This window comes from Plantactinospora sp. WMMB334, from assembly GCF_049179095.1.
Classification (GTDB): Bacteria; Actinomycetota; Actinomycetes; order Mycobacteriales; family Micromonosporaceae; genus Plantactinospora.
The window spans coordinates 413,519-439,130 of the sequence record NZ_JBMHME010000002.1; the positions used below are offsets into that span (position 1 = coordinate 413,519).

A 25,612-nucleotide genomic window follows, 5' to 3' on the forward strand; every position below is an offset into this window, starting at 1 on the left:
GCGCGGTTGTGCGCCCGTTCCGGCGGCCTGAGATCTGGTCGGACTTGTGGTGCCGTTACCGGAAGCGGTTCCGGCACCCAAGGCACTTTCCGCGATCTGCCAAAGAGTCGTGATCTGATACCCACTTTGGTTGCGCCGAGTTACTATTTAAACACTCATGGTGATCAATGTCTTGATGACGATCAGCGGGGTGAGGTTCGTGGCGCGGGACCTTGGCGGGCGATCGGACGGTAACGGGCGGCGGATCGGGGATCTCGACCGCAGCCTGCTGCTGCACTGCCGGACCAATCAGGTCACCCAGGCGGCCGCGGCGGCCGATCGGGCCGGTGCCGGCCTGGTCGTCACCGTCGACCGCGGCAACCTGCGCGGCTGCCTGGGGCGGGCCCGGCACCTGCTGGAGGTGGACCACTACCGGCGTCCGGTGCTGCTCGACGCGGCCCGGTATGCCGGCGACGGCCGGCTGCCCGCGGCGGCCCCCTTCGACCAGCGGTGGATCGACTGCCAGCGGGACCTCGGGCTGCCGGTGCTGACCGACTCCGGCTATCTGGCCCGCGACGACACCGCCGGCCTGGCGGGGATCCTCGAACGGGCCGCCCGGCTCGGCGACGCCATCGCACTTCTGCCGCTGCACCCCTGCTGGCTGGCCGACCGGATAGCCCGGCAGATCCTCATCCGCTACGTGTCGGCGGTCGGCGTGCCCGTCGCGGTCGTCGCCGAGGAGCCGGCGAACCCGTTCAGCCCGGACGACATCGTGCCCGGCCTGCTCGAGCTCCTCGGCTGCGGCGTGCCGGTACTCGTGCTCCGCGCCGATCTGCCGGCGCTCGGTGCGCTCTGCTCCGGCGCGACCGCCGTGGCGATCGGCACCGAGCCGACGCTCCGCCGCCTCGGCCCGCGCCGGCCCGCCGGATACCGGCCCCCGGCCGTGCTCTCCCGCTCGTCGGTGCTGGTCCGGCAGTGCCTGTCGTACGCCTCGATGGAGGAGATCGAGGCCACCATGCGCCGGCATCCCGACATCGGCCTGTGGCACTGCGACTGCGCCACCTGTGCGGGACGGAACCTGAGCTGGCTGGTGAACCGGCCCGACGCCGAGCGGGGCGGCACGGCGTTCCGGCACTCCGTCGACGTCCTGCACGACCTGCGCGCGGAGCTGACCGGGGCGACCGTACCGCTCAACGAGTGGAGCTGGCGGGCCCGCTGCGCCGCCGCCGCGTCCCGACGGCGGCAGGTCGGTTGGGATCTCGTGCCGATGCTGGACCACTGGCAGGCGGCGATCGCCCCGCCGACCGCCACCCGGCCGCCCACCCCGCGCCGGGCCGGCACCGCGATCCGGTTCTCCCGGTCGACGAAACCCCGCTCGGCGGCCTGATCGGGGTCGCCGACCCCGCCCTCAGGCCAGCGCCATCCGGGCCCAACGGCTCGGGCTCAGCGTCAACACCCGGAACGGGCAGTTGCGGTCGGTCAGCAGCGTGTACGCCTCGATCGCCCGCTCGGCGGCGTCCTGCGCCTGCTCCGCGGGAGTCATGCCCCGGCCACGGTTGCGGAACAGCGCGCCGTAGAAGGCGGAGCAGAAGACCCCGCTCTCGTGCCAGCCGATCTGTGCCGAGGTGCCGATGTAGGTGACCTCGTCCTGGAGGCAGTCCCGCACCGCCTTCTGCCAGGCGCCGGTGCCGGTCCGGCAGCCGTCGGCGAGGATCGCGTGCGCCGAGATCCCCCGGCCCCGGGCCGCCGCCTCCTCGCCCAGCGCCTCCAGCGAGATCTTGGTCCGGCCGTCGCTGCTGGCGAAGGTGGGTGTGCTGCTGTGGTCGCCGTGCGCCATCACGTGCAGGACGTCGCAGGAGGCGGTGAACGCGGTCAGCACGGTGTCCGGGTCGCGGGACCGGACGAAGTCGATGTCGACGATCGGCTGCTGGTGCTCGGCGTTGATGTTCTGCAACGTGGACTGCACGAACGTCATCGCCGCGTCGAACGACGAGTCGAGCCCGATGTCCAGCAGGCTCACCCGCTTCGCCCTCATCACCATGGCGAACCTCCCCCGGATGCGATCATCCACGCTACCTCCGACACGCCAGCCCACCAGCGCGGCGTAACCCCACCCCGGCGGCACCCCATGCCGATGGCACCCCACCCCGGCGGCGGTGCGACCGGCGCTCAGTCGACAAGCGCGGCGTAGACGAGTTGGCGCAGCTCCGGGCGGAGCGGATGGGTGCTGGACGGGACGAGCTGGGCGAAGAGCAGCGCGGTGACCTCGTCGACCGGGTCGATCCAGAAGGCCGTACTCGCCACGCCGCCCCAGTAGAACTCGCCCGGGTTGCTCGGCGTCCGGCTCGGCACCGGATCCTGCACCACCGCGAACCCGAGCCCGAAGCCGATCCCGTCGAGCGTCGTCTCGGCGAACCCGCCGGTCGAGAGCTTCCCCAGGTCCTGACCCTCCGGCAGGTGGTTACGGGTCATGAACCTGACCGTACGCGGCCCGAGCAGCCGTGCCCCGTCCAGCTCGCCGCCGCGGAGCAGGCACTGGGTGAACCGGTGGTAGTCGGCCGCGGTGGAGAGCAGGCCACCGCCCCCGGAGAGCAGGGCCGGCTCCTTCAGCGCGAACGAGCCGATCTCGTCGTACCGGAGGGCCCGGCCGGTCACCGGATCCGGCGCGTAGCAGGCGGCGAGCCGGTCGGCGTCGGTGCCCTCGGCCCACCAGACGGTGTCGGTCATGCCGAGCGGGCCGAAGATGCGCTCGGCGAAGAAGTCGTCAAGGGACTGGCCGGAGACCACCTCGATCAGCCGGCCGAGCACGTCGGTGGCGACCGAGTAGCCCCAGGCCGTGCCGGGCTGGAAGAGCAGCGGCAGCCGGGCCAGCCCGGCGGTGGCGGTGGCGAGGTCGAAGTGCGGCGGCGGATAGAGCTCGAACCCCGCCGCCCGGTAGAGCCCGTCGACCACGGAGGTCTGCAGGAAGCCGTAGGTCAGCCCGGCGGTGTGGGTGAGCAGGTGCCAGACCCTGATCGGCTCGACCGCCGGCACCGTGTACGGCTTCGCCGCCGACCCCCGGTCGTAGACCCGGACGTCGGCGAACTCCGGCAGCCAGCGGCCGATCTCGTCGGTGAGCTGGAGCCGCCCCTCCTCCCAGAGCATCATCGCGGCGACCGAGGTGACCGGTTTGGTCATCGAGTAGATCCGCCAGAGGGTGTCGGACTCGACCGGCAGCCCGGCCTCCCGATCCCGCATCCCGTACGTCGAGGCGTGCGCGATCTCGCCGCGCCGGGTCACCACGATCTGCCAACCGGCCAGCAGACCCGCGTCGACGTACCGGGCGAAGTGGGTGTCGACCCGGGCCAGCCGCACCGGGTCGAAGCCGACCTGATCAGGGTCGACGTTGCGCTGGAGGCTCATTCGCGGAACCCTACTGCGGCTGCGGAAAGCGCGGCAACGTCCCCCCGGGCCGGCATGCACGAAGGCGTCAGACCGTCCGGCCCTGACCCGCCCGGCGCCAGTACTGCCGCCGGCCCTCCTCCCGGACCACCACGCCGAGCCGGGCCAGCTCGGTCCGCAGCTCGACCGCGTCCGCCCTGTCGTTCCTGTCCAGCGCCCGTTGCCTGGCCCTGAGCAGCGGGTTCGCCCCGGGAGGCAGGTCCGGGCCTCCGTCGGTCCAACGCCGGTACTCGGCCCGGAACGGGTCGCCGTCGGCGTACCACCGGTAGCCGTACGCCTCGAAGGCGGCCCGGAGCCGGTCGGCCGGCAGGTCGGACGACTCCCGGACCAGCTCCTCGGCGGCCGGCCCGAGCAGGACGAGCCGGCTGCCGTCCCGGAACGCCCCGGTGATCCCGTCCCGGGCGATCCGGCGGGTGACGTCGTCCCGGACCAGGGTCACGCCCTCCCCGGCGACGGTGACGGTCAGCCGCTCGGCGGCGGCGACCGCGGCGACGAGCAGGCCGCCGAGCGCGCCGAGGAGCAGCGCACCCCCGGTGGCCCATGGCTCGTCGACCGCGTCGATCAGCCTGAACGGGCCGCGCATCGGCATCCAGCGCAGTGCCGCCACCCAGCCCGCCGAGGACCGCACCAGCCAGAGAAGCGCGGCGCCGAGCACCGGGAAGAGGAGCCAGACCAGCACCACCAGCCCGGCCGGCTCGGCGACCACGATCGCCCCGCCGGGCCCCGCCCCGCCGGCCGGCCGGGACGGGTCGGGGGGTGGGGGTGTTCCGGCGGGCACCTCAGGAGACCTCGCGGCGGAGTGTGCGGACCAGGCCGCCGACCAGCGGCGCCAGCACCCAGACCCCGACCGAGACGCCGAGCCGCGCCCACTCGCCGGCGCCGAGCTCGCCGGCGTCCGGCGGCTCGACCAGGGCGGCGGTGGTGATCCCGGTGTCCAACCACTCGGCGGCGCGGTGCAGCCGCTCGATCGTGCCGCCAAGGGTGGACCAGGCGATCGGCAGCACCAGGGAGAGCACGATCGCCAGCGGAGTGCTCTGGAACAGCAGACCGAACGCGATGCCCAGGGCCACGTTGACCATCTGGAAGACCGCCGCGCCGACGAACACCAGCGGGTCGGTGGCCCAGCTCCCGCCCTCGCCGGTGAGCCCGGCGAGCACGGTGCCGAGCGCCGCCGTCGCCGCGCTGGCGAGTACCGAGAGCAGCGCCGCGACCATCCCGGCGCCGAGCTTGGCGACCACCACCCGGTGCCGCCGCGGCACGAGGGCGAAGGTGGCCAGCGCGGTGCGCTGGGAAAACTCGCTGGTCACCAGCAGGATGCCGAGGACCGGCAGCAGGATCCCGACCGGAAACTGGGCGAGCGCGAAGAGGTTGCCGAACTGCTGGTCACCGTCGGGAGCGACGATCAGTATCACGGTGACGATCGCCGCCGCCACCAGGCCGATCGTGATCAGCAGCCAGTAGCCGGCCCGGGTGTCGGTGAGCTTACGCAGCTCGACCAGGGTCAGCCGGAGCAGCGTCGGGCGCTCATCGACGCGGTCGTCGGCCGGATCGTGTCGGCGGTCGCGGCTCGGTCGAGCCGGTGCGGAGGTACCGGCGGTCATGTCACGGCCTCGCGGACGGAGTCGCCAGCGGTCAGGGACAGGAAGATCTGTTCCAGGCCGGCGCTCTCCGCCGGCCGCAACTCCAGCAGCGGCACGCCGTCGTCGGCGGCGGTCTGCCCGACGGAGCCGGGCTCGGCCCCCACCAGCAGCCCGCCGTCGGTACCCGCCCGCACCGGCAGCCCGGCCCGGCCCAGCGCCGCCCGCAGCGCCTCCAGGTCGCGCGCCCGGACCAGCGTGCCCGTGCCGGCCAGCAGTTCCTCCCTGCTGCCCTGCGCGACCACCCGGCCGGCGCCGATCACCACCAGCCGGTCGGCCACCGCCTCGACCTCGCGGAGCAGGTGCGAGGAGAGCAGCACGGTGCCGCCCCGGTCGGCGAAGTCGCGCAGCAGGCCGCGCATCCAGTAGATGCCCTCCGGGTCGAGGCCGTTCGCCGGCTCGTCCAGGATCAGCACCCGGGGGTCGCCGAGCAGCGCCTGCGCCAGGCCGAGCCGCTGACGCATGCCCCACGAGTACGCCCGGACCCGCCGCCGGGCCGCGACCGCGTTCAGCCCGACCTGGTCGAGGCACTCGTCGACCCGCCGCCGGGGCACCCCCATCGTGTCGGCCGAGACGCGTAACGTCTCCCGTCCGGTCCGCCCCGGATGCTGGGCGCCGGCGTCGAGCAGCAGCCCGACCCGCCGGCCCGGATTCGGCAGCCGCCGGTAGTCGACGCCCTCCACCCTGGCGACGCCGCCGGTCGGTCGGGTGAAGCCACAGATCATCCGCATCGTGGTGGACTTGCCGGCCCCGTTGGAGCCGAGGAACCCGGTCACCGTGCCCGGTTCGCAGTCGAAGGAGACGTCGTCGACCACGGTGTGCCGGCCGTACCGTTTCGTCAGGTGCTCGACGCTGATCATGCGGTAGAGCCTGCCCGGGCCGGCCGGTCCGGCGCTGCGGCCCGCAGGCCATGCCCGCCGACCATCGGCCAGTTTCCGGCGTCGACTTTGGTTGGTATCCGGCCCGGTCGCCGCTTCGTACAGTTGACCGATGACCGGTGTGCTGGCGCGGCCTGAGCATCCCTGGCTGCTGCCGGCCACCCTGACCGCCGATCCGGCCGTCGACCGGCGCCGCCCCCGCCGGTCGACCCGGGACTGGATCGTCGACACGCTCTGCTTCCTGATCGCCTTCGGCTATGCCCTCGTCGCCTTCTGGGACGTGCTGCGCCCGCAGCCGACGCTGGTGGCGGACCGGGCCGACTCGGAGCTGGCGGTCGCCGTCGACGCGGTGATCACCACCGGGCTCTGCCTCGGGCTCTGGGCACGCCGCCGCTGGCCGGTGGCGCTGGCCGTCGCGGCGCTGCCGGTGGCGCTCTTATCCACCCCGTCCGGGATCGCCACGCTGGTCATCCTGCTGACCCTGGTGGTGCACCGCCCGTTGTCGGTCGCGGGTCCGCTGGTCGTGGCGCATCTCGGGGTCGCGGTGCTCTACGAGTACCGGAATCCGGACCCGGACGGCGGGCCGTGGGTCGGGATCCTCCTCAGCCTGGTCCTGACCGCCTCCGTCCTCGCCTGGGGGATGTTCATCCGGGCCCGGCGGCAGCTCGTGCTCTCCTGGCGGGACCGGGCATACCGGGCCGAGGCCGAGCAGCGGCTGCGGGTCGAGGCGGCCCGGCGGCTGGAGCGGACCCGGATCGCCGGCGAGATGCACGACGTACTCGCGCACCGGATCTCCCTGCTCAGCCTGCACGCCGGGGCGCTGGAGTTCCGGCCCGACGCGCCGCCGGAGGAGATCGCCCGGGCCGCCGGCGTGATCCGGACCAGCGCCCACCAGGCACTGCAGGACCTGCGCGAGGTGATCGGCGTGCTCCGCGAGGACCCGCCCGAGTCGGGGACACCACCGGAGACCGGGACACCACCGGAGACCGGGGCGGGGCAGCGGACCGGGGGGCCGGAGCGGCCGGCGGAGGGGGCGCCGGTCTCCGCCCGCTGGGGTTCGGGTGACCGGACCTACCCGCCGGATCCGCCGTACCCGCCGGTGCCGGTCCCGTCGACCGGGCACGCCGCCGGGCCGGGCGCCGTGTCGCTTGGCGGGCCGGGCGCCGTGTCGGTGGGCGGGCCGGGTGCCGTGTCGGCCGCGCCGGGGCCGCCGCCGAGGGCACCCGAGCGGCCGCAGCCGACCCTGGACGACCTGCCCGCGCTGGTGGCCGAGTCGCGGGAGGCGGGCATGCGGGTCGACCTGCGGACCGAGTTGACCGGTACGGGCGTCGCGCCGGCCGGGGTGGGGCGGGGCGCGTACCGGATCGTGCAGGAGGGGCTGACCAACGCCCGCAAGCACGCTCCGGGGACCGTCGTCACGGTCACTGCCCGGGGGCGGCCCGGACTCGGGCTCACCCTCGAGGTGCGCAACCGGTGGCCGGTCGGCCAGCCGCCCGGTCCCGGCATCCCGGGCGCCGGTACCGGGCTGGTCGGGCTCACCGAGCGGACCGCCCTGCTCGGCGGGTGGCTGGAGCACGGGCGTACCGAATCGGGGGACTTCCGGCTCGCGGCCTGGCTCCCGTGGCCGGCGGCGTGAGCGGCCCGGCCGCCGGCACCGAGCCGGTACGGGTGCTGATCGTCGACGACGACGCGCTGGTCCGGGCCGGGCTGTCGATGATCCTCGGCGGCGTGCCGGAGCTGCGGGTGGTGGGCGAGGTGGCGGACGGCACCGAGGTGCTGCCGGCGGTCGCCGCGCACCGCCCCGATGTCGTGCTGATGGACATCCGGATGCCCCGGATGGACGGGCTGGCCGCCACCGAGGCGCTGCGTCGGCTGCCACACCCGCCCGAGGTGCTGGTGCTGACCACCTTCGACGTCGACGAGTACGTGCTCCGTGCACTGCGGGCCGGGGCGAGCGGCTTCCTGCTCAAGGACACCCCGCCGGCCGAGATCGTCGCGGCGGTCGGCCGGGTCGCGGCCGGCGAGGCGACGCTCTCCCCGACGGTCACCCGCAAGCTCATCGCGCAGGTGACCGGCTCGGGTACCTCGGGCCGGCGGGACGCCGACCTCCGGCGGGACCGCGCGGTACGCCTGCTCGGCGGGCTCAGCGACCGGGAGCGGGAGGTCGCGGTCGCCATCGGCCAGGGCTGGTCCAACGCCGAGATCTCCGCCGCGCTCTTCATGAGCGTGGCCACCGTGAAGGCGTACGTCTCCCGGCTGCTGACGAAGCTGGGGTCGACCAACAGGGTCCAGGTGGCCCTGCTCGTGCACGACGCCGAGCTGCTCTGAGGCGGAGCCGGGCCTCGGACTCCCCGCTGCCCGGTGCGCCGCCGCCCGGTGCCCTGCCGCCTGCCGCCGGGCTCCCTGCCGCCGTGCCCCCTGCCGCCGGGCTCCCTGCGCCCGGTGGCCCTGCCGCCTGCGTCCGGTGCCGGGCGGCTCCGGCGGTCAACGCTCGCGCAGACGCAGCGCGTCCAGGCCGCTGGTGTCCACGACCGGGCCGCTCTCGCGCATCCGTTCGGCGACCTGGTGCCACCGCCCGGCCTGCCGGACGCAGATGTCCTGCGTCTCGTCGCCGCGCAGCGGCTCGCCCCGCAGCTCCATCCCGGCCAGCCGTCGCCGGGCGCGCAGGCTGCCGTCTCCGGCGTGCTCCGCGAGGGTCTGGTGGATGGCGTTGAGCCTGCGGTCGACCAGCGCGATGTTGTGCCGGGCCAGCCGCTCGATGTTCTCCTCGGCCCGGCTGCCGTCCCCGACCAGCCGTTCCGAGCCGGCCAGGCAGAGGTCGTCGTAGCGCGGGATCGACGGCGGGAACCGGGCCTCGGCGATCCGGACCGGGTCGACCGCCGCACGCAGCAACCGGATGAACTCGGCCCGGTCGCGCCAGTAACGGGCGTGGTCGAGGGCGATCCGGCCGAGGACGTCCCAGGTCTCCGCGTCCAGGTCGAGCCAGCGGATGAGCTGGTGCGGGTCGGCGGTCTGCGGCGGCAGGGCCCGGTCGTGCCAGGTCTGTTCGAGCAGGACGGCGCCCTGGCAGAGCAGTTCCTTGGCGTACGCCGACATCCGGGAGTTGATCACCTTGTCCGGGCGGGGGAGCACCACCCCGAGGCTCGGATACACCTCCTCCTCGAAGTATCCGAAGTCCTGCAACCGGCGCAGCGGGGCCAGGTCGGGCTCGCTGCTCAGGATCCACCGCCGCAACCGGTCGGCGGCGACCCCGCTCTCGGTGCAGGCCAGCGCGGCCCGGAGCTGCTCCACGGCCTTCGCCACCAGCGGCGCCACCGGCGGTGGCAGCGGATGCGGGCTGGCTTCCACGGGATGGTCCGGCCCCGAGTGGCCGTCGCCGCCGGGCGCGGACGGTGCCGTGATCGGCCAGCGGTACCAGCGGGGTGGATGGGCGGCCAGCGGCAGCGCGTCGGTGATCAGCCGGCGGCCCCGCCACAGTGCCCGGCCGGCCGCCGAGAGGTGTGCCGGTGCGGGCCGCTCCGGTTCCGGGAAGTACCCCTTCAGCGCGAAGCCGTAGGTGCAGGCGGCGTTGTAGAACTCGAAGGAGCCGGGTGGCGGTGCGGGCCAGCGGCGGCGCTGGGCCCGCCGGATCGCCCGGTCCAGCAGGACGCCGCCGCAGGGCCACTCCCGGCTCAGCGGCCCGGCCCGGATGCGCGGACCGCGCCGCCACCAGCCGGCCAGGCAGCCGCCGTCGTCGAACGGCCCGACCGGCGGGACCCGCCCGGCGCGGTGCAGGGGTTGCCAGCCGGCGGCAGCCCAGTCGTGCCACGCCCTCGCCAGCCGCAGCGGCGCCCAGACGTCCCGGAGCAGCAGCAGCGCCGAGCGGGTCACCTCGGAGCGGCTGGTCCGGACGAACCAGGCGAGCACGCTGTCCTCGCGCAGCCGGTACAGCTCCTGCGCCGCCGCGATCTGGAACACCACCTGGGTCGCCTCCGGAAACCCCCGCAGCACCCGGCGCAGCCACTCCCTGGCGGACTGCTCGCCGGGAGCGTCGGCAAAGGTCACCACCACCGGCCAGTACCGGTCCACGAAGGCCTTCTCCAGGCGTTGCCGCATCTGCCGGCGTACCTTCTCCCGGTCGCCGACGCCGTCGGACCTGAACCACTGGTGCACGGTGCGCTCGGTGTAGGCGAGGGTGCAGGCGTACTGGTAGCGCAGCCGGATCGAGTCGGGCCGGCGGCGCAGGTGGCGGAGCGTGCCGAGCAGGTGCCGGCGCGGGTCGCGGAGCCGGTCGGTGCGGGTGGTCCAGACGTGGTCGTCGTACCAGCCGCCCTGCTCGCGCAGGACCAGCGCCGACTGGTACGTGTCGAGCGCGTCCAGGAAGAGCCCCATCTCCTCCTGCACGCTCGCCACCATCACCCGCAGGTCCGCGTTGAACGGGTCGAGCCTGAGTGCCTCGGCGTAGTAGCGCAGCGCCTCGTCGAACTGCCGCCGGTCCTGCAGCTCCTTGCCCTTGTCGTAGGCGGCGAAGAGCGCCGCCGGCAGCTCCCGGCCGCACCAGTTCCGCCACGGCGCGGCCCGGCCCAGCCGGGTCACCGGCAGGATCGTCGCCAGCACCCAGTACGCGGCCCGCCGGGTCGCCTCCTCCCAGGTGTTGCCCCACTGGGTGGTCATCGCGCTCCGGCCGCCGCCCAGGAAGGAGGTGACGGTGGCGGAGACGCCGTAGCGGGGTTCCTGGGCCCGGACCTGGAGCACACCCGTCACCCGGTAGCCGATCCTCGGCCAGAGCCGGGGAAGCATCTGGAGCAGCAGAACCAGCGGGTTGCCGCTGCGCGGGTCCACCCCGCCGGCGACGTCGAGGAAGGTCTCCGGCGGCGGGTCGGCCGGTCCGGCGTACGGGGGGTAGATGTGCGTCTCGGAGAGCCGCTGGCAGAACTGGCTCCGGAGGTCGTCGACCGGGCCACTGTGGTCGGGGGTGGCATCGGTGAACTCCTGCACGTCGACGGGGCCGGGACGGTAGGCGAGACGGACCCGGCGCCGGTGCCGCCAGGCGGCGAAACAGATCAGGGCCAGTGCCACCAGGCCGAGGCGCTGCCGGGCCGGGTGCGCCCCGTCGCCGCCGAGCAGGACGGCGATCCCGTCCAGCGGGCTGAGCAGCCAGGTGTCGGGGCGGCCGGCCCGCAGGTGGGTGCGGCCGACCCAGATCAGCGCGGCGAGCAGGGCGAGGCTGGCGACGATCTGCGCGGCGAGCGCCCGTCCGGGTCGGGGCACCGGCAGCGCGGCGGGCGCGGCCCGGGACTCTCTGCCGATCCGCCGGGGCGTTGGCTGCTCCCACTGCGCGGACCGTTGGATACCGTGCGACGTTCTTCGTGCTCGATGAGGCATCTCGGCCACCGCTGGATCCGCTGGATCGGCTCGCTCCCCGCCCGCAGCTCCAGGCTACGGAGCGTAATATCGCCACCGGACCGAAATGCCGGATTTCCCAGCCCAAGGTGCAAGGAAGGGCCCCCGCATATCGCTTTCTGTTGTAGAAGGGCCCCTTCCTAACTCACCTGGGAGAGCTGGCCGGGTGGGCTGGCGTAGCGGGAGCGCATGGCGGGGCCGGCGGCGGGGCCGGCGGCGAAGACGAAGTCGTCGCCGTCGAGGCGGCGGCCGGTGAGCCGGTCCACCACCACCGGGTCGGCCTCGACGCCGGTGGCCCGGTCCACCAGGATCATGCTGCGCTCCTCGGGCCGGAGCCGGGAGTTGCCCCAGGCGGCGAGCGTGACGACGACCGGGCGGAGGCTGCGGCCGAACTCGGTGAGGAGGTACTCGTAGCGGTCCGGGCGGGTCTGGTAGCGGCGGCGTTCGAGCAGCCCGTGCTCGGTCAGGGTCTTCAGTCGGCTGGTCAGGATGCTGGACGAGATGTTCAGGTTGGCCTGGAACTGGTCGAATCGGGTGTAACCGTCGAAAGCATCGTGCAGGATCAGCAGGGTCCACCACTCGCCGACGTGTCCGAGCGCCGTGGAGAGCGGGCACTCCCGGTCCTCGAGTCTGATCTTGCCGGCCACCGCGTCTCCTCCCGTCGGGCCCGTTCCCGAGTCGGTGCTAAGGTCGAAGCCACTTGCTTCTAGTTCGAAAGTAACCCGAGGAGGCCGATCATGACCAGTACCACTTCGACTCCCGAGATCATCCGCCGATACTTCGAGTACGCCTCGCGGCCGGACGCCGAGGCGTACTTCGGGTTGTTCGCGGACGACGCCGTGGTGGAGGACGAGGGAAAGGTCTATCGCGGCATCGCCGAGATCCGGCGCTGGCGGAGAGAGGTGCCACTGGTCAGCTACGAGATCACCGATGTGGAGGAGACCCCGGCCGGCACGGTGGTGACCGCCACCATCACCGGGGACTTCCCGGGCAGCCCTTTCGCCGGCCTCCGCTTCCGGTTCGAGGAGTACGAGGACGCGGCGATCCGGCGGCTCCGCATCGCCCCCTGACCCGCGCTATCCCCTCGTCGCGATCCTGCGGACCCGCTGGCACCGGCTCCGACCGGGGTGGTGCCGCGGTGCGGCCAGCGCAGGGTGAGGTCGGGCCGCCGGCACCGGTGGCCGCCCGCGCCGTCGGCTACGCCTCGTCGTGCAGCGCCGCCGCCTGGCTCTGCCGGGGCAGCCGACGGGTGGCGGCGACCGCCTCGGCGAGGTCGTCCACGGTCCGCCAGACGGCGGGGTCGACCCAGTAACCGGAATGCCGGGCCGCCACCGGGGCCGGCTGGCCGTGGATGTACCAGGTGCTGACCGGGTCCGGCAGTTCCACGTCGATTTCGGCCGGCTCCCGCCCGGCCGGGAATACCCGGCCGCCGATGTAGTCGGTCCGGTAGTAGAAGTTCCGCCAGGCGTGCAGCGCCACCCCGGGGGCGCCGCCGGTCGGGGTGAGCCGGCCGAGCACCCGTTCCCCGAAGTACGCGGGAAAGGCCCAGCCGTACAGCGTGGACAGCGGTGAGCCGAAGGTGACCAGGGCGACCACGTCGCCGTCCGGCCGGTTCTGCCGTTGCAGCAGCGCGGCGGCGGCGAGCACCGTGCCCTGACTGTGCGCGGCCAGCACCACCCGCCCGCCGCTGTCGTGGATCCGGCAGAGCCGCTGCTGCAACTCGGGGACGGCCCGTTCGGCGTACGAGGGCGGGGCCAGCGGATGGTAGGCGCGCGGCCAGAAGGTGAGTACGTCCCAGAGCACACCGATCCGACGCCGGCTGTGCAGGTTTCGCCAGCCCCTGCGGAGTACCAGAATGATCATGGCCGGGATGGTGGCCGCCAGATAGCTGCCGACGGTGATCGTCCACTGTGTTCCCCAGGGGAGGATGCCGAAGGCCCAGTACCGGACCTGGAGCACCACCAGCAGGATGGCGCAGAGCACGGCGATGGCGGTGAGCAGCTTGTCGACGTCGCGGGGCAGCCGGGCGAAGCGCCGGGCGCGGGCGATCCGGGCCTCCCAGCCCCGGCCGAGCATGCTCCGCCAGACCCGGAGGACCCCCCGCCCACCCGGGGCTCCCGCGACCACGGTGCTGCGCTGCCAGCCCGGCTCGGTCTCCGGTCGCGGCGAGTGCTCGCGGTACCAGGCCCGGATCCGCTCCCGCTGCACCCGGTCCGCTCCGGCCCGCCAGTAGCGGACCAGTTCGTAGCCGGCGAAGACCAGGATCAGGCCCAGCGGCACCAGGGTCAGATAGGGCACCAGCCGGCCGACGACCGGATAGAGGTAGATCTCGGCCCGCTCGGTCGGCCCGGCCGGCAGGTGCACGCGGGTCGACACCTCGGCCGTGATGCCGGCGATCCGGGTCATCATGCTGACCAGCACGACGTTGAGCGCGAAGACGCTCAGGGCGAGCGCCACGAACGGGCCGAAGACCACGAACGTGCCCCGGCGCCAGCCGCCCGGCACCACCGCCGCGAGCACCAGCAGCAGCGTGCCGGAGACCCCGCCGAGGGTCAGCCCCGCCACCTCCCGCATCCCCGGCAGATAGCCGAACGCCTGCCGGTACGCCGGTTGCCCGACCGCGAACCAGCCGGCGCAACAGACTGCCGCGACCGCCGCGACCAGCAGTACGGCCGGCACGGCGACCGGGCAGCGCTCTGCGGCGACGAAGGCCGCGGCCCCGAGCAGCACCAGTACGGCAAGGGCCAGCGCGACCTGGGCCAGGGCGGGGGTGTGCACCGGGGCGCCGGCGACGCGTGCCGATTCCCGTACGGTGTGCCCGAGGACGATCGCGACGAAGGCGAGCCCGGCGGCGATGTGCAGGTGACCCTGTTCGAGAGCGCCGCGCCGGCCGTCCCAGAAACCCGGATCGGCGAGGCCGATGCCGCACCGAGCCGCCCGTCTCCGCCCCGACCCGCCGCGGCCCGCCGCCCCCGCGAGATCGGCCGGCCCGGTCAGGTCTGCTGCTGCGAGGTCTGCTGCCCCTGCGAGGTCTGCTGCCCCTGCGAGGTCTGCTGCCCGGGTCGGTCCGGCCGGCTCGGTGAGGTCAGGGCTGACCCGCTCCCCGGCCGATCCGCGGGGCCCGTTCGCGGCCGGCGGGGCCAGAGGGCTGGTCGACTCGTAGCGGGCGATGGTGCGCAGCGCCAGCACCGCCAGCAGGATGACCATGGCGAGCGGTAGCAGCGTGCCGGCGAGGATCCGCCGGGCCGGATGGTCGGCGAGCAGCGGGTGGTGCAGGAGGCGTACCGGCCAGGCGTCGTCGGCACAGCCGGGCTGCCCGCCGCACTGGTAGCCGAGCAGCTCCATCCCGGTCATCGCCACGATGAGCAGGAGGTTGAGGGTGAGCCCGAGGGCCGCCCAGCGGACCGCCGCCCGGTGCAGCCGGAACAGCACCGGCCGCTGGTGGGTACGCGGGCTGCACATCCAGCCGGCCACGTTCGCCAGTGCGAACGGGAAGAGCAGCAGCCAGAGCACCCGGGCGCCGCTGCGCGAGGTCAACCCGCCCCACGAGTACGCCTCGACGTGCCGGCCCGGCAGGTCGGCGGTCCGGTAGAAGCCGGCGATCCGGTCACCGGAGACGTGCTGCGGGGCCGCGTCGCCGAGCAGGTCCTCCGGCGTCGTGCCACCCACCCCGTGCAGCCGGAGCTCGGTCACTCCCGTCAGGTCGGCGGCCGGCGGGACGAGCCCGGACGGGCGCGGCACCGGGGAGGTGTCGTGGCGTTGCAGCGGCATGGCGTACCCCTCTGGTCGCTCTGGGGTCCGCGGCAGATGGTGGTCCCGCCCGTCGGCTCGGCTGCGGCGCTGGCGGGACACCCGGAACGGGGTTCGGATCCTGGCACGACGGGTTCGGATCCTGGCACGTCATCGTGCTTTGCCCTGGTCAACGCGCCCGGTCCGGGCGACGACACGGCCCGCCGTCATCCCGATCGGGTGCAGCGGCACGGCCGGGCGTGCCCGCCTCCGGCCGGGCGTGCCCGCCTCCGGCCGGTGCGGCGGTGCGGCGGTGCGGCGGTGCGGACTACCTACACTGGGTCTCATGCCGATGCGGGGAGAGCTCGTCGAGATCGGGTCCGAGGCGGAGCTGCGCGAGTTGCTCGGCGAGCCGATCCCGAGGGCGGTGACCAAGGAACGGGTACGGCTGCACGAGATCGACCGCGAGTGGCTGGCCGCCTCGCCGTTCTGCCTGGTGGCCACGGCCGACGCGGCGGGCAACTGTGACGTCTCTCCCAAGGGGGACCCGCCCGGTTTCACGCTGGTCCTCGACGACACCACCATCGCCCTGCCGGAACGGCCGGGTAACCGGCGGGCGGACGGTTTCCGCAACATCCTGGCGAACCCGCACGTCGGACTGATCTACCTCATTCCGGGCCGGGGCGAGACGCTGCGGATCAACGGCCGGGCCCGGCTGGTGCGCGAGGCGCCCTTCTTCGACCAGATGGTGGTCAAGGGGCACCGTCCGGTCCTGGCCCTGGTCGTCGAGATCGAGCAGATCTTCTTCCACTGCGCCAAGGCGTTCATGCGCTCCGCGCTGTGGCGCCCGGAGACCTGGGATCCGGAGGTGCTGCCACCGCAGCCCCAGATCGTCAAGCGGGTCCAGCAGACCGAGGAGACGCTGGAGGAGTTGGAGCGCTACTACGGTGCCGACTACGCCCGCCGGCTCTACCAGGGCTGAGCCCCGCCCGATCAGGAGAGCAGTCGCGCCACCGGCAGCCGGCGGATCGAGGCGTCCAGCACCTGCGCGGTGTGCGCCAGCCCGATCCGCCCGCCGCCGACCCGGGGCAGTGCGGCGGTGATCTGCATCAGGCAGCCGGGGTTGGCGGTGACCAGCAGTTCCGCCCCGGTGGCCAGGACGTCCCGGGCCTTCCGCTCGCCGAGCCGGGCCGCCGGCTCAGGATTCAGGATGTTCCATATCCCGGCCGAGCCGCAGCAGAGCTCCGGGTCGGCGATCTCCCGCAACTCCAGGTCGGGAATGGCGCGCAGCAGCTCCCGGGGCTGGTTGCGGACACCCTGGGCGTGCCCGAGGTGGCAGGCGTCGTGATAGGCGACGCTGACCGGCAACGGATGCCGCCGGGCGACCGGACCGAGTTCGACAAGGATTTCGGAGAGGTCGCGGACCCGGGCGGCGAAGTCGGCGGCCCGGCCGGCGTACTCCGGGTCGTCGGCGAGCAGGTCGCCGTATTCCTTGAGTGACGAGCCACAGCCGGCGGCGTTGACCACGAAGTAGTCGATGCCGGTGCCGGCGAAGGCGTCGAGCAGTTCCCTGGCGAACCGGCGGGCCTCCGCCTCGCGTCCGTTGTGCACGCTGAGCGCGCCGCAGCAGCCCTGCCGTGCCGGGTCGAGTACCACCTCGCAGCCCTCGGCGGCCAGCACCCGGGCGGTCGCCGCGTTCACCCCGGGGAAGAATGCGCTCTGCACGCAGCCGGTGAGCATCCCGACCACCGCCCGGCGCCGCCCGTACGCCGGCACCCGGTCGGGCGGTTTCGGTGCCCGGGTCAGCCGTGGGGCCAGCGACTCCAGGGCGGCGAGCGTCGGCGCCAGCCGGGCCAGCAGCCCGGTCCGGGCGACCAGTGCCCGCAAACCGCTGGCCTGGTACGCCCGCAGCGGCCCGCGCAGCAGCCGCAGCCGCCCCGGATAGGGGAAGAGCGCGAAGATCGCTGCCCGTAGTGCCCGCTCCCGGGCCGGCCGGCGGTGCCGGCGCTCCACCTGCTGCCGGGTGCGCTCGATCAGGGTGTCGTAGCGCACCCCGGAGGGGCAGGCGGTGACACAGGACATGCAGCCGAGGCAGGCGTCGAAGTGCCCGACCATCTCCTCGGTCAGCGGTTCCCCCTCCAGCCCCTGCCGGATCAGGTGGATCCGTCCCCGGGGCGAGTCCATCTCCTCGCCCCACAACACGTACGTCGGGCAGGTCGGCAGGCAGAATCCGCAGTGGACGCAATCGGCGACCAGCTCGGCCGGCGGCGGCCGGTGCCCGTCGAACGCCGGCCCGGCCACCGGTCCGCCGGATGCCGGGTCGCCGGATGCCGGGTCGCCGGATGCCGGGCCGCCGGACGCTGGGCCGCCGGACGCCGGGCCGCCGGACGCCGGGTCGCCGGACGCCGGGTCGCCGGGGGTCGAGTCGCCGGGTGCCGGGCCGAGCAGCCCGAGCACGTCCCGGGGTGCGCGGGCCGGTCGCGTGCCGCCCGGCTTCGGCAACTCTGGCGACGGCATCAGATTCCTCCCACGAAGCGTCCGGGCGCCAGCCGCCCGTCGGGATCGAACTGCGCCTTGACCCGGCGCATCAGTTCAAGCCCTTCCACCGGGCCCCACAGGTCGACCCGGTCCCGCACCGGCCCGGGGGCGGTCAGCACCACGGCGTGCCCGCCGGCCTCGGTGGCCGCGCCGCGCAGTTCCTCGACGACCCGGGCCACCCGGTCCGGACGGGCCGCCGCCGGCAGGCCGGCGTAGAGGACGCCGGTGCCGGCAGAGCCGCGTACCCCGATCGGCATCTCGTGCCGGTCGGCCGCCGCCCGGGCGGCGGCCAGCAGGTCCGGTACGCCGGAGAGCACCCCGGTCAGCTTGAGCCCGGTGTCGCCGGGCAGCCACGGATACCGCCCCCACCAGGGCGGCGCCGCCCCGGTGCACACCGCGCCGGCTCCGAGCAGCCGGGCGGCGGCCGCGGCCCGGCCGGCGACCCCGGCGGGGGTGCCCTCCAGCAGCAGCACGGTCTCGTGACCGCCGCCGGGCGGCGCGTCGACCTCCAGCGCGGTCGGTACCAGTTGCGCCCGGAGGACTGTGGCGAGCAGCCGGCCGACCCGCTGGGCGCCGCCGCTCCCGGGATCCACGGTGCGGCACCGGACGTACGCCCGGGCGGCCGGCACCGGGTGCAGCCGGAAGACGCACTCGGTGACCAGGCCGAGGGTGCCGTACGCCCCGGTCACCAGCTTGCCGAGGTCGTAGCCGGCGACGTTCTTCACCACCTTGCCCCCGGCGTGCGCCACCACCCCGTCGGCGCGGACCATGGTGACCCCGATCAGCAGGTCCCGGGCCGTGCCGTAGAGCATCCGGCGTGGTCCGCTCCCGTTCACCGCGACGGCGCCGCCGACCGTCCCGCCGAGTGGGTCGTCCAGCCCGAGCTGCTGGCCGGCGGGGGCGAGCCTCCGTTGGAGTCCGGCGATCGGGGTGCCGGCCCGGACCACCACGATGAGGTCACCGGCGGCGTGCTCGACCACGCCCGCCAGCCGCCGGGTCTGCACGATCAGGTCGAGGGTGCGCGGCGGGTTGCCCCAGTCCGACCTGCTGCCGCCGCCCTGGAAGACCACACTGAGCCCGAGCTCGGCGGCGGCCCGGAGCAGCGCCGCCGCCTGCCCGGTCGAGGCGGGCGCGCCGACGAACCGGGCCGGTACGCCGCCGACCACGTCCGCCGGCCCGGCCAGGCGCACCGACCCGGCCACGTCCGCCGGCCCGGCCAGGCGCACCGACCCGGCCACGTCCGTCGGCCCGGTCGGGCGCACCGACCCGGCCACGTCCGTCGGCCCGGTCGGGCGCACCGGCCCGGCCACGTCCGCCGGCCCGGCTAGCTCCGTCGGCCCGGCTACGTCCACCGCCTCGGAATCGGCGGCGCCGGAGGTCTCCGCGATCGCGGCCCGCAGCGCGTCGAGCTGTGCGGTGGTCGTGTCGGCGGGCTGCGGCATGGCTCAGAACACCTCCGCGAGGCCGGCCTCCTGGAGCGGATGCGCACCCCTGTGCCGGCCGGGCACCTCGCCGCAGAGCCGGGGAGTGGGGAAGATCTTGCCGGGGTTGGCCAGCGAGCGCGGGTCGAAGGCGCAGCGCAGCAGCTGCATCGTCTCCAGATCGTCGTCGGTGTACATCCGGGGCAGGTACTTCGCCTTGTCCATCCCGACACCGTGCTCCCCGGTGATCGACCCGCCGTACGCGACGCAGAGGTCGAGGATGGCGCCGGAGAGTTCCTCGGCCCGCTCCGCCTCCCCCTCGACGGCGTCGTCGAAGAGGACCAGCGGATGCAGGTTGCCGTCCCCGGCGTGGAAGACGTTCGCCACCCGGATGCCCCGCTCGGCCGCGAGCTCGCCGATCCGGCGCAACACCTCCGGCAGCGCCGTCCGGGGGATCACACCGTCCTGCACGATGTAGTCCGGGCTGATCCGGCCGACCGCCGCAAAGGCCGACTTGCGGCCCTTCCAGAAGAGCGCCCGCTCGGCGTCGTCGGCGGCGATCCGGATCTCGAACGCGGCATTGTCCCGGCAGAGCCGTTCGACCTCGGCGAACTGCGCCTCCACCTCGACGGCGGGGCCGTCCAGCTCGACGATCAGCACCGCGCCCGCGCCGGCCGGATAGTCGCAGTGCACCGCCGCCTCGGCCGCCTCGATGGCGAGCGCGTCCATCATCTCCACCGCCGCCGGCACCACCCCGGCCGCGATGATCGCCGAGGTCGCCGCACCGGCGGCGTCCGTGCCGGGAAAGGCGGCGAGCAGCGTACGCACCGACTCCGGCAGCCGGACCAGCCGCACGGTGACCTCGGTGGCGATCCCGAGCGTCCCCTCCGAGCCGACGAACGCGCCGACCAGGTCGTAGCCGGGGCTGTCCGGCGCCGGACCGCCGAGCCGGACCAGGTCGCCGTCCGGGGTGACCAGCTCCAGCCCGAGCACGTGGTGGGTGGTGAAGCCGTACTTGAGGCAGTGCGCGCCGCCGGAGTTCTCCGCCACGTTCCCGCCGATGGAGCAGATCTGCTGGCTGGACGGGTCGGGCGCGTAGTAGTAGCCGTGCGGGGCGGCGGCCCGGGTGACCGCCAGGTTGATCACGCCAGGCTCCACCACGGCCCGCTCGTCGGCCGGAGCGACCTCCCGGATGGCGCGCAGCCGGGAGGTGACGATCAGCACCCCGTCGGGGTGCGGCAGGGCACCGCCGGAGAGCCCGGTGCCGGATCCCCGGGCCACGAAGGGCACCCCGGCCGCCGCGCAGGCCCGGACCACCAGGGCGCACTCCCGCGCGCTGTGCGGCAGCACCACCAGCGCCGGCACCACCCGGTACTGCGCCAGCCCGTCGCACTCGTAGGTGCGCAACCGGGCCCGGTCGTCGATCACCTGCTCGGCGCCGAGCGCGCCGCGCAGCTCGCCGGCCAGTCTCTCGATCGTCGCTGTGGCCATCGCCGACCTCCGGTTCCGCCTGGCGCGGTCGATCCTGAAGCGGGGCAGTGCTCAGAGCAGCGGGCAGTGCTCAGGGCATTCGTTCGTAGGCGGGCAGGGTGAGGAAGTCGACGAAGTCGTCGGCGACCGCGACCTCCATGAACAGGGCGCGGGCCTCGGCGTACCGGCCGGGGTCGTCGCCGAGCCCGCCGACCTCCTCGTCGGCGATCCGTTCGACGAGCTCCCGGGTCACCCGGGCACCGGTGTCGAGCGTGACGTCGTTGTGCAGCCACTGCCAGACCTGGGACCGGGAGATCTCGGCGGTGGCGGCGTCCTCCATCAGGTTGAAGATGGCGACCGCGCCGGAGCCGGCCAGCCAACTCGCCAGGTACTGGATCCCGACGCTGACGTCGTTGCGCAGCCCCGCCTCGGTCGGCGCGCCGGGGGTGGCGGCGACGTCGAGCAGGTCGGCGGCGGTCACCCGTACCTCGTCGCGGGTCCGGTCGAGCTGGTGCGGCCGGTCGCCGAGCACACCGTCGAAGACCTCCCGGCAGACCGGCACCAGGTCGGGGTGGGCGACCCAGGAGCCGTCGAAGCCGTCGTCCGCCTCCCTGGTCTTGTCGTCCCGGACCTTTGCCAGCGCCGTCTCGTTGACCTGCGGGTCGCGCCGGCTCGGGATGAACGCCGCCATCCCGCCGATCGCGTGTGCGCCGCGCCGGTGACAGGTCCGGACCAGCAACTCGGTGTACGCCCGCAGGAACGGCGCGGTCATCGTCACCGCGTTGCGGTCCGGCAGCAGGAACTCGCTGCCCCGGGTGCGGAACTTCTTGATCACGCTGAACATGTAGTCCCAGCGGCCGGCGTTCAGCCCGGCGGAGTGCTCGCGCAGCTCGTAGAGGATCTCGTCCATCTCGAACGCGGCCGGGATGGTCTCGATCAGCACGGTGGCCCGGATGGTGCCGCGCGGGATGCCCAGCCACTCCTGGGCGGCGCCGAAGACGTCGTTCCAGAGCCGCGCCTCCAGGTGGCTCTCCAGCTTCGGCAGGTAGAAGTAGGGCCCGGAGCCGGCGTCGAGCTGCGGCCGGGCGCAGTGGAAGAAGTAGAGGCCGAAGTCGACAAGGGCACCGGCGATGCGCTCGCCGTCGACCAGAATGTGCTTCTCCGGCAGGTGCCAGCCGCGCGGCCGGACCACGATGGTCGCCAGGTCGCCGTCGCGCAGCCGGTAGTGCCTCCCCTCCGGCGTACGCAGCTCCAGTTTGCCGGCGATCGCGTCCCGGAGGTTGAGCTGCCCCTCGACGACGTTGCGCCAGAGCGGGGTGTTGGCATCCTCGAAGTCGGCGAGCCAGACCTTCGCACCGGAGTTGAGCGCGTTGATGGTCATCTTGGCGTCCGTCGGGCCGGTGATCTCGACCCGCCGGTCGACCAGCCCGGGTGCCGGCTCGGCGACCCGCCACTCGCCGGAGCGGATTTCGGTGGTCTCGGGGAGGAAGTCGAGGGTGCCGCCGGCGGCCAGCGCCGCCGCCCGCTCGGCGCGCCGGGCCAGCAGGTCCCGGCGGCGGCCGTCGAACGACCGGTGCAGCCGGGCCAGGAAGTCGAGCGCCCCGGGCGTGAGTATCTCCTCGTAGCGGTCGCTCCGCGTCCCGGTGACCTGGACGCCCTGCGGCAGGTTCATCGCCGACCTCCTCGTGGGTGATCTCCTCAGGGTACGGCGCGCGGGGCCGTCCGGCCCGTTACGACCGACCGGTACACCGGGGCGCCCCGGGTCTCCGGCCGCTCGCTCAGCGGATCGCGCCACCGTTGGCCCGGCAGGTGTCCCGGACGTGCCAGAAGTCGCTCAGGTAGTCGTCGTGGATGCCCCGGCCCATGACCCGCAGCATTGCCTCGTCGGCCTGGCGCAGGGCCGAGACGTTGTAGTTGTGGCTGCCGGTGAAGACCCGGGGCACGATGTCGTCGTCGTACGCGCCGTCGATCAGCATGTACTTGTTGTGCGTGCGGATGTCCCGGCCCGGCCCGACGTTGTAGTTGCACCTGGTGAGCTGGACGTTGCTGCCCAGCGCATTGAGCACGCCGCTGTTGGCCTCGCTGTAGACGACGTCGACCCAGCAGCCGGCGTTGCGCAGCGCGGTGAGCCGCCTGGCCACCTCGGGCCGGTTGAACGAGTACATGTTGACCCGTACGTCGGTCTGCCGCCGGGTGCCGTTGTCGTCGTAGGAGCAGGAGTGCACGGTGTCGAGGACGCTGACGATGGTGTCGGTGGCCGGGTCGCCGACCGGCTGGCCGGAGCGCTCCCGCCGGGGGAAGAAGTAGGCCCGGTAGGTCGAGCCGGTCGGGGTGCCCCGGTAGTAGTTGTTGTTCCCGCCCGAGGTGTGCCGGTAGGACCGCAGGTCCGCGAAGTAGCTCCGGTACGCCTGGTACGTCGTGGCGTCGCTGAAGGTCAACCCGTTGTTGTACGCCTCGTTCGCGTCCCACCAGCCCAGGTTGGCCGAGCCCTGGAAGACCACGTTGGAGACGGTCGAGCCGTTGTTCAGCACGATGCTCGAGGCGGTCAGGAACTTGTTGTGGTTGTACGCCGTCACCGAGGAGTCGGTGTAGTCGATCCGCCGGGTGCCGATGCAGCCCCGGTCGGCGCCGGGGAACTGGTCGGAGCAGTGCACGATGTAGGAGGCGGCGGTGTCGTCGTTGCCGAGCACCGGCAGCAGCCGCTGGTACGGCCGCTGGCTGACCTGCTCGTGGTCGAGGATGATTTTGACGCGTACCCCGCGCTGGTGCGCGTTCAGCAGGCGTCCGGGCAGATCCGGCGTGCTGGCCGAGTCGGTGACGTCGGTGACGCCGAACCCGAACCAGGACATCTGGATCTCGCCGCCGGCCGGCACCCGGTCGATGATCCGGGCGAGCTGGATGAAGATCGCGTTCTGCTGCGCGGCCGACCCCGTCGGCCGGTTGAAGACCGCGTCGTTCATCGTCGGATCCGGCTCGGCGGCGCCGGCCGGACCGCCACCGCCCACCGCCGGTACGCCGAGCGTGCCGGCGGCGAGCATGAAGACGAGTGCCGAACGTGCGACCGATCGCGGCGAAAATCTACACATCCGCATGGCTAGATGATGCCATCCCGGTGTGACCGACGGAACCTCCGTTTCCGGAAGGGATCCGCCGCCGCCCGGAGTTGACCCGGAGGTGAGCGCTCGGGACGTCGACGTGGTGGTGAGTCCGGACGTCGACGTGGTCTCGGGTCGGGACGTCGACGTGGTGGTGATCGGCGCCGGTCAGGCGGGGCTCTCCGCCGGCTACTTCCTCGGCCGGGCCGGATTCGCCCCGGAGACCGGCTACCTGCTGCTCGACGGCGGCGCCGGGCCGGGCGGTGCGTGGCGGGACCGATGGCCGACGCTGCGGATGTCCGCCGTGCACGGCGTGCACGACCTGCCCGGCCGGCCGCTCGGCGAGGTCGACCCCGACCGGCCCGCCGCCGAGGTGGTCTCCGACTACTTCGCCGCGTACGAACGGGAGTTCGCTCTCCCGGTGCGCCGCCCGGTCAACGTGACCTCGGTGCACGACCTGCCCGACGGCCGGCTCGCGGTGCGCACCGACGCCGGGCGGTGGCGTACCCGGGCACTGGTCAACGCGACCGGCACCTGGCGGCAGCCGTTCTGGCCCTACTACTCCGGGCAGGAGACGTTCGCCGGCCGGCAACTGCACACCGCCGACTACCGGCACCCGGCGGAGTTCGCGGGCCGCCGGGTGGTGGTGGTCGGCGGCGGCACCTCCGCGCTCCAGTTGCTGGACGAGGTCGCCGCGGTGGCCGCCGAGACCCGCTGGGTGACCCGGCGCCCACCGGAGATCGCCGACGGCGCGTACACCCCGGAGTGGGGCCGGGCCGCGGTGGCCCGGGTCGACGCCCGGGTCCGGGCCGGCCTGCCACCGACCAGCGTCGTCGCCGCCACCGGTCTGATGTGGACACCGCAGCTGCGCCGGATGCGGGCCGAGGGTCTGCTGCGCCGGCTGCCGATGTTCGACCGGATCACTCCCGACGGGGTCGTCTGGCCCGACGGCAGCGGATTCGCCGCCGACGTCATCCTCTGGTGCACCGGTTTCCGGGCCGTGCTCGGCCACCTCGCCCCGCTCAAGCTGCGCGCCCCCGGTGGCGGCATCCTGATGGACGGCACCCGGGTCGTCGCCGACGAGCGGATCCACCTGATCGGTTACGGGCCGTCGGCCAGCACGATCGGCGCCAACCGGGCCGCCCGCGCCGCCGTACACGATCTTGCAAGGAAGGGCCCCCGCTTATCGTTTTCTGTTGTAGCGGGGGCCCTTCCTAACACCTCAAGCGCCGAGCGTGGCGCATAGCACGCCCCGCCGGGCGGCTCACCGGATTTGACGAATGAGGGTGGAAGCGGCAACGTAGGGCAAGTACGGCCCGTCGCGCCAGGTCGATGACCGCTGGGTGCGGCGGATACCGGCCGTACCCAGGCGTCAGCCCGGTCCGCCCACACGTGGACCAGACGAGTGGGCTGGCTACATGACCGATGGCCGCCGTGATGTCCGAAGGCCCCAGCTGGCCTGACACGGGTGCCCGGTGTACGCCCGCCGGATGGGCGCACGGGCCGCACACGAAAATCCACGAGGAGTCTCCATGCTCACCATGACCGAGAACGCCGTACTCGTGATCCGGGACCTGACCGCGCAGCAGGAGGTGCCGGACGGAGCCGGCCTGCGCATCGCCAGCGACCTCAACGCCGGGTCGCTCAACCTCTCCCTGGCCGCGAGCCCGGCCCAGGGCGACCAGGTGGTGGACAGCGACGGGGCGCGGGTCTTCCTCGACCCGCAGGCCGCGCAGATCCTCGACGACAAGTCGCTGGACGCCGCGGTCGACGCGCAGGGCGCGGTGCAGTTCGGCTTCGCGGAACAGGGCCCGACGGCCACCGTCTGACCCACACCCGCAGGCACGCCCGGCACCGGGCCGCCCACCGGATGGGAATGACCGAGGGCGGCCCGCTCCCGGTCCGGTACAGTCCAGCCGTGCATCGCTGCTTTCCGATCACCCCGCCCCCGTGCTCCTGAGCGGGGCGACAACCCCGGCGTGTCGTGCCGATCCGGCCGACGCGCCGTCCCCTACTGGGTGATCCCGGGCTCGTCCCGCTTC

20 protein-coding genes are annotated in these 25,612 nt (G+C 73.8%); 7 read left to right on the forward strand and 13 right to left on the reverse strand.

Annotation, left to right across the window (positions count from 1 at the left end; translation table 11 throughout):
- Positions 1-157 precede the first annotated feature (157 nt).
- Positions 158-1,366 carry a hypothetical protein gene (locus ACN27G_RS01775; RefSeq protein ID WP_421491025.1) on the forward strand — a complete coding sequence of 403 codons (1,209 nt, stop codon included), beginning with the start codon at positions 158-160 and terminating at the stop codon, positions 1,364-1,366.
- Positions 1,367-1,387: 21 nt separating this feature from the next.
- Here ACN27G_RS01775 and ACN27G_RS01780 read toward each other — a convergent pair whose 3' ends face one another.
- The 5 genes from ACN27G_RS01780 to ACN27G_RS01800 form a co-directional block, all read right to left on the reverse strand.
- Positions 1,388-2,050 carry a hypothetical protein gene (locus tag ACN27G_RS01780; protein ID WP_421491026.1) on the reverse strand — a complete coding sequence of 221 codons (663 nt, stop codon included), beginning with the start codon at positions 2,048-2,050 and terminating at the stop codon, positions 1,388-1,390.
- A gap of 98 nt (positions 2,051-2,148) precedes the next feature.
- Positions 2,149-3,381, reverse strand: coding sequence for a serine hydrolase domain-containing protein (locus tag ACN27G_RS01785; RefSeq protein ID WP_421491027.1), 1,233 nt, complete (start codon positions 3,379-3,381; stop codon positions 2,149-2,151).
- 67 nt (positions 3,382-3,448) lie between these two features.
- Positions 3,449-4,198 (reverse strand): YqeB family protein, encoded by a 750-nt coding sequence (locus ACN27G_RS01790; RefSeq protein ID WP_421491028.1) that lies wholly within the window; start codon positions 4,196-4,198, stop codon positions 3,449-3,451.
- Position 4,199: 1 nt separating this feature from the next.
- Positions 4,200-5,021, reverse strand: coding sequence for an ABC transporter permease (locus ACN27G_RS01795; RefSeq protein ID WP_421491029.1), 822 nt, complete (start codon positions 5,019-5,021; stop codon positions 4,200-4,202).
- The gene (locus tag ACN27G_RS01800) at positions 5,018-5,917 is read right to left on the reverse strand and encodes an ABC transporter ATP-binding protein (RefSeq protein WP_421491030.1); all 900 of its coding nucleotides are present in this window, start codon (positions 5,915-5,917) and stop codon (positions 5,018-5,020) included. The genes ACN27G_RS01795 and ACN27G_RS01800 overlap by 4 nt, the downstream gene beginning before the upstream one ends.
- 130 nt (positions 5,918-6,047) lie before the next feature.
- Here ACN27G_RS01800 and ACN27G_RS01805 point away from each other — a divergent pair, with 130 nt between their 5' ends.
- The gene (locus tag ACN27G_RS01805) at positions 6,048-7,571 is read left to right on the forward strand and encodes a sensor histidine kinase (RefSeq protein ID WP_421491031.1); all 1,524 of its coding nucleotides are present in this window, start codon (positions 6,048-6,050) and stop codon (positions 7,569-7,571) included.
- On the forward strand, positions 7,568-8,263 hold the full coding sequence (locus tag ACN27G_RS01810) for a response regulator transcription factor (protein ID WP_421491032.1): 696 nt from the start codon (positions 7,568-7,570) through the stop codon (positions 8,261-8,263). Before ACN27G_RS01805 ends, ACN27G_RS01810 begins: the two co-directional genes overlap by 4 nt.
- Before the next feature lie 156 nt (positions 8,264-8,419).
- On the opposite strand, the gene ACN27G_RS01815 is transcribed toward ACN27G_RS01810, so the two are convergent.
- Together ACN27G_RS01815 and ACN27G_RS01820 are read right to left on the reverse strand one after the other, a co-directional pair.
- The gene (locus ACN27G_RS01815) at positions 8,420-11,299 is read right to left on the reverse strand and encodes a tetratricopeptide repeat protein (protein WP_421491033.1); all 2,880 of its coding nucleotides are present in this window, start codon (positions 11,297-11,299) and stop codon (positions 8,420-8,422) included.
- A 158-nt stretch (positions 11,300-11,457) separates the two neighbouring features.
- A complete protein-coding gene (locus tag ACN27G_RS01820; protein ID WP_421491034.1) occupies positions 11,458-11,964 on the reverse strand; it encodes a winged helix-turn-helix transcriptional regulator in 507 nt (168 codons plus the stop codon).
- Between the two features lie 90 nt (positions 11,965-12,054).
- Between ACN27G_RS01820 and ACN27G_RS01825 the strand changes: the two genes are divergently transcribed.
- The gene (locus ACN27G_RS01825) at positions 12,055-12,387 is read left to right on the forward strand and encodes a nuclear transport factor 2 family protein (protein ID WP_421491035.1); all 333 of its coding nucleotides are present in this window, start codon (positions 12,055-12,057) and stop codon (positions 12,385-12,387) included.
- Between the two features lie 127 nt (positions 12,388-12,514).
- Here the strand turns inward: ACN27G_RS01825 and ACN27G_RS01830 are convergent, their stop codons facing one another.
- Positions 12,515-15,088: a hypothetical protein gene (locus ACN27G_RS01830; protein ID WP_421491036.1), complete on the reverse strand. Its 2,574-nt coding sequence runs from the start codon at positions 15,086-15,088 to the stop codon at positions 12,515-12,517.
- A gap of 310 nt (positions 15,089-15,398) precedes the next feature.
- On the opposite strand from ACN27G_RS01830, the gene ACN27G_RS01835 reads away from it, so the two are divergent.
- Positions 15,399-16,028 carry a pyridoxamine 5'-phosphate oxidase family protein gene (locus ACN27G_RS01835; RefSeq protein WP_421497200.1) on the forward strand — a complete coding sequence of 210 codons (630 nt, stop codon included), beginning with the start codon at positions 15,399-15,401 and terminating at the stop codon, positions 16,026-16,028.
- An 11-nt stretch (positions 16,029-16,039) separates the two neighbouring features.
- On the opposite strand, the gene ACN27G_RS01840 is transcribed toward ACN27G_RS01835, so the two are convergent.
- The 5 genes from ACN27G_RS01840 to ACN27G_RS01860 form a co-directional block, all read right to left on the reverse strand.
- A complete protein-coding gene (locus ACN27G_RS01840) occupies positions 16,040-17,563 on the reverse strand; it encodes a heterodisulfide reductase-related iron-sulfur binding cluster (RefSeq protein WP_421491037.1) in 1,524 nt (507 codons plus the stop codon).
- Entirely contained in the window at positions 17,563-19,026 is a 1,464-nt protein-coding gene (locus ACN27G_RS01845; protein ID WP_421491038.1) for an FAD-binding protein, read from the reverse strand. Before ACN27G_RS01845 ends, ACN27G_RS01840 begins: the two co-directional genes overlap by 1 nt.
- A gap of 3 nt (positions 19,027-19,029) precedes the next feature.
- Positions 19,030-20,496, reverse strand: a complete 1,467-nt coding sequence (locus ACN27G_RS01850; RefSeq protein WP_421491039.1) for an FAD-linked oxidase C-terminal domain-containing protein — start codon at positions 20,494-20,496, stop codon at positions 19,030-19,032.
- A gap of 70 nt (positions 20,497-20,566) precedes the next feature.
- Complete coding sequence (gene aceB / locus ACN27G_RS01855) at positions 20,567-22,147, reverse strand: malate synthase A (RefSeq protein ID WP_421491040.1); 1,581 nt, start codon at positions 22,145-22,147, stop codon at positions 20,567-20,569.
- Between the two features lie 106 nt (positions 22,148-22,253).
- Positions 22,254-23,567 carry a phospholipase D-like domain-containing protein gene (locus tag ACN27G_RS01860; RefSeq protein ID WP_421491041.1) on the reverse strand — a complete coding sequence of 438 codons (1,314 nt, stop codon included), beginning with the start codon at positions 23,565-23,567 and terminating at the stop codon, positions 22,254-22,256.
- Positions 23,568-23,649: 82 nt separating this feature from the next.
- Between ACN27G_RS01860 and ACN27G_RS01865 the strand changes: the two genes are divergently transcribed.
- Both ACN27G_RS01865 and ACN27G_RS01870 read left to right on the forward strand, forming a co-directional pair.
- Complete coding sequence (locus ACN27G_RS01865) at positions 23,650-24,816, forward strand: NAD(P)-binding domain-containing protein (RefSeq protein ID WP_421491042.1); 1,167 nt, start codon at positions 23,650-23,652, stop codon at positions 24,814-24,816.
- 286 nt (positions 24,817-25,102) lie between these two features.
- Positions 25,103-25,399: a HesB/IscA family protein gene (locus tag ACN27G_RS01870; protein WP_421491043.1), complete on the forward strand. Its 297-nt coding sequence runs from the start codon at positions 25,103-25,105 to the stop codon at positions 25,397-25,399.
- Positions 25,400-25,612: the final 213 nt, after the last annotated feature.

What these genes read in the sequence shown, in the direction of transcription:
- ACN27G_RS01775 (WP_421491025.1), top strand. Translation starts at nt 158, where the DNA reads ATGGTGATCAATGTCTTGATGACGATCAGCGGGGTGAGGTTCGTGGCG.
- ACN27G_RS01785 (WP_421491027.1), bottom strand. Translation starts at nt 3,381, where the DNA reads ATGAGCCTCCAGCGCAACGTCGACCCTGATCAGGTCGGCTTCGACCCG.
- ACN27G_RS01795 (WP_421491029.1), bottom strand. Translation starts at nt 5,021, where the DNA reads ATGACCGCCGGTACCTCCGCACCGGCTCGACCGAGCCGCGACCGCCGA.
- ACN27G_RS01800 (WP_421491030.1), bottom strand. Translation starts at nt 5,917, where the DNA reads ATGATCAGCGTCGAGCACCTGACGAAACGGTACGGCCGGCACACCGTG.
- ACN27G_RS01805 (WP_421491031.1), top strand. Translation starts at nt 6,048, where the DNA reads ATGACCGGTGTGCTGGCGCGGCCTGAGCATCCCTGGCTGCTGCCGGCC.
- ACN27G_RS01815 (WP_421491033.1), bottom strand. Translation starts at nt 11,299, where the DNA reads ATGCCTCATCGAGCACGAAGAACGTCGCACGGTATCCAACGGTCCGCG.
- ACN27G_RS01825 (WP_421491035.1), top strand. Translation starts at nt 12,055, where the DNA reads ATGACCAGTACCACTTCGACTCCCGAGATCATCCGCCGATACTTCGAG.
- ACN27G_RS01830 (WP_421491036.1), bottom strand. Translation starts at nt 15,088, where the DNA reads ATGCCGCTGCAACGCCACGACACCTCCCCGGTGCCGCGCCCGTCCGGG.
- ACN27G_RS01835 (WP_421497200.1), top strand. Translation starts at nt 15,399, where the DNA reads ATGCGGGGAGAGCTCGTCGAGATCGGGTCCGAGGCGGAGCTGCGCGAG.
- ACN27G_RS01840 (WP_421491037.1), bottom strand. Translation starts at nt 17,563, where the DNA reads ATGCCGTCGCCAGAGTTGCCGAAGCCGGGCGGCACGCGACCGGCCCGC.
- ACN27G_RS01845 (WP_421491038.1), bottom strand. Translation starts at nt 19,026, where the DNA reads ATGCCGCAGCCCGCCGACACGACCACCGCACAGCTCGACGCGCTGCGG.
- ACN27G_RS01850 (WP_421491039.1), bottom strand. Translation starts at nt 20,496, where the DNA reads ATGGCCACAGCGACGATCGAGAGACTGGCCGGCGAGCTGCGCGGCGCG.
- aceB (WP_421491040.1), bottom strand. Translation starts at nt 22,147, where the DNA reads ATGAACCTGCCGCAGGGCGTCCAGGTCACCGGGACGCGGAGCGACCGC.
- ACN27G_RS01860 (WP_421491041.1), bottom strand. Translation starts at nt 23,567, where the DNA reads ATGCGGATGTGTAGATTTTCGCCGCGATCGGTCGCACGTTCGGCACTC.
- ACN27G_RS01870 (WP_421491043.1), top strand. Translation starts at nt 25,103, where the DNA reads ATGCTCACCATGACCGAGAACGCCGTACTCGTGATCCGGGACCTGACC.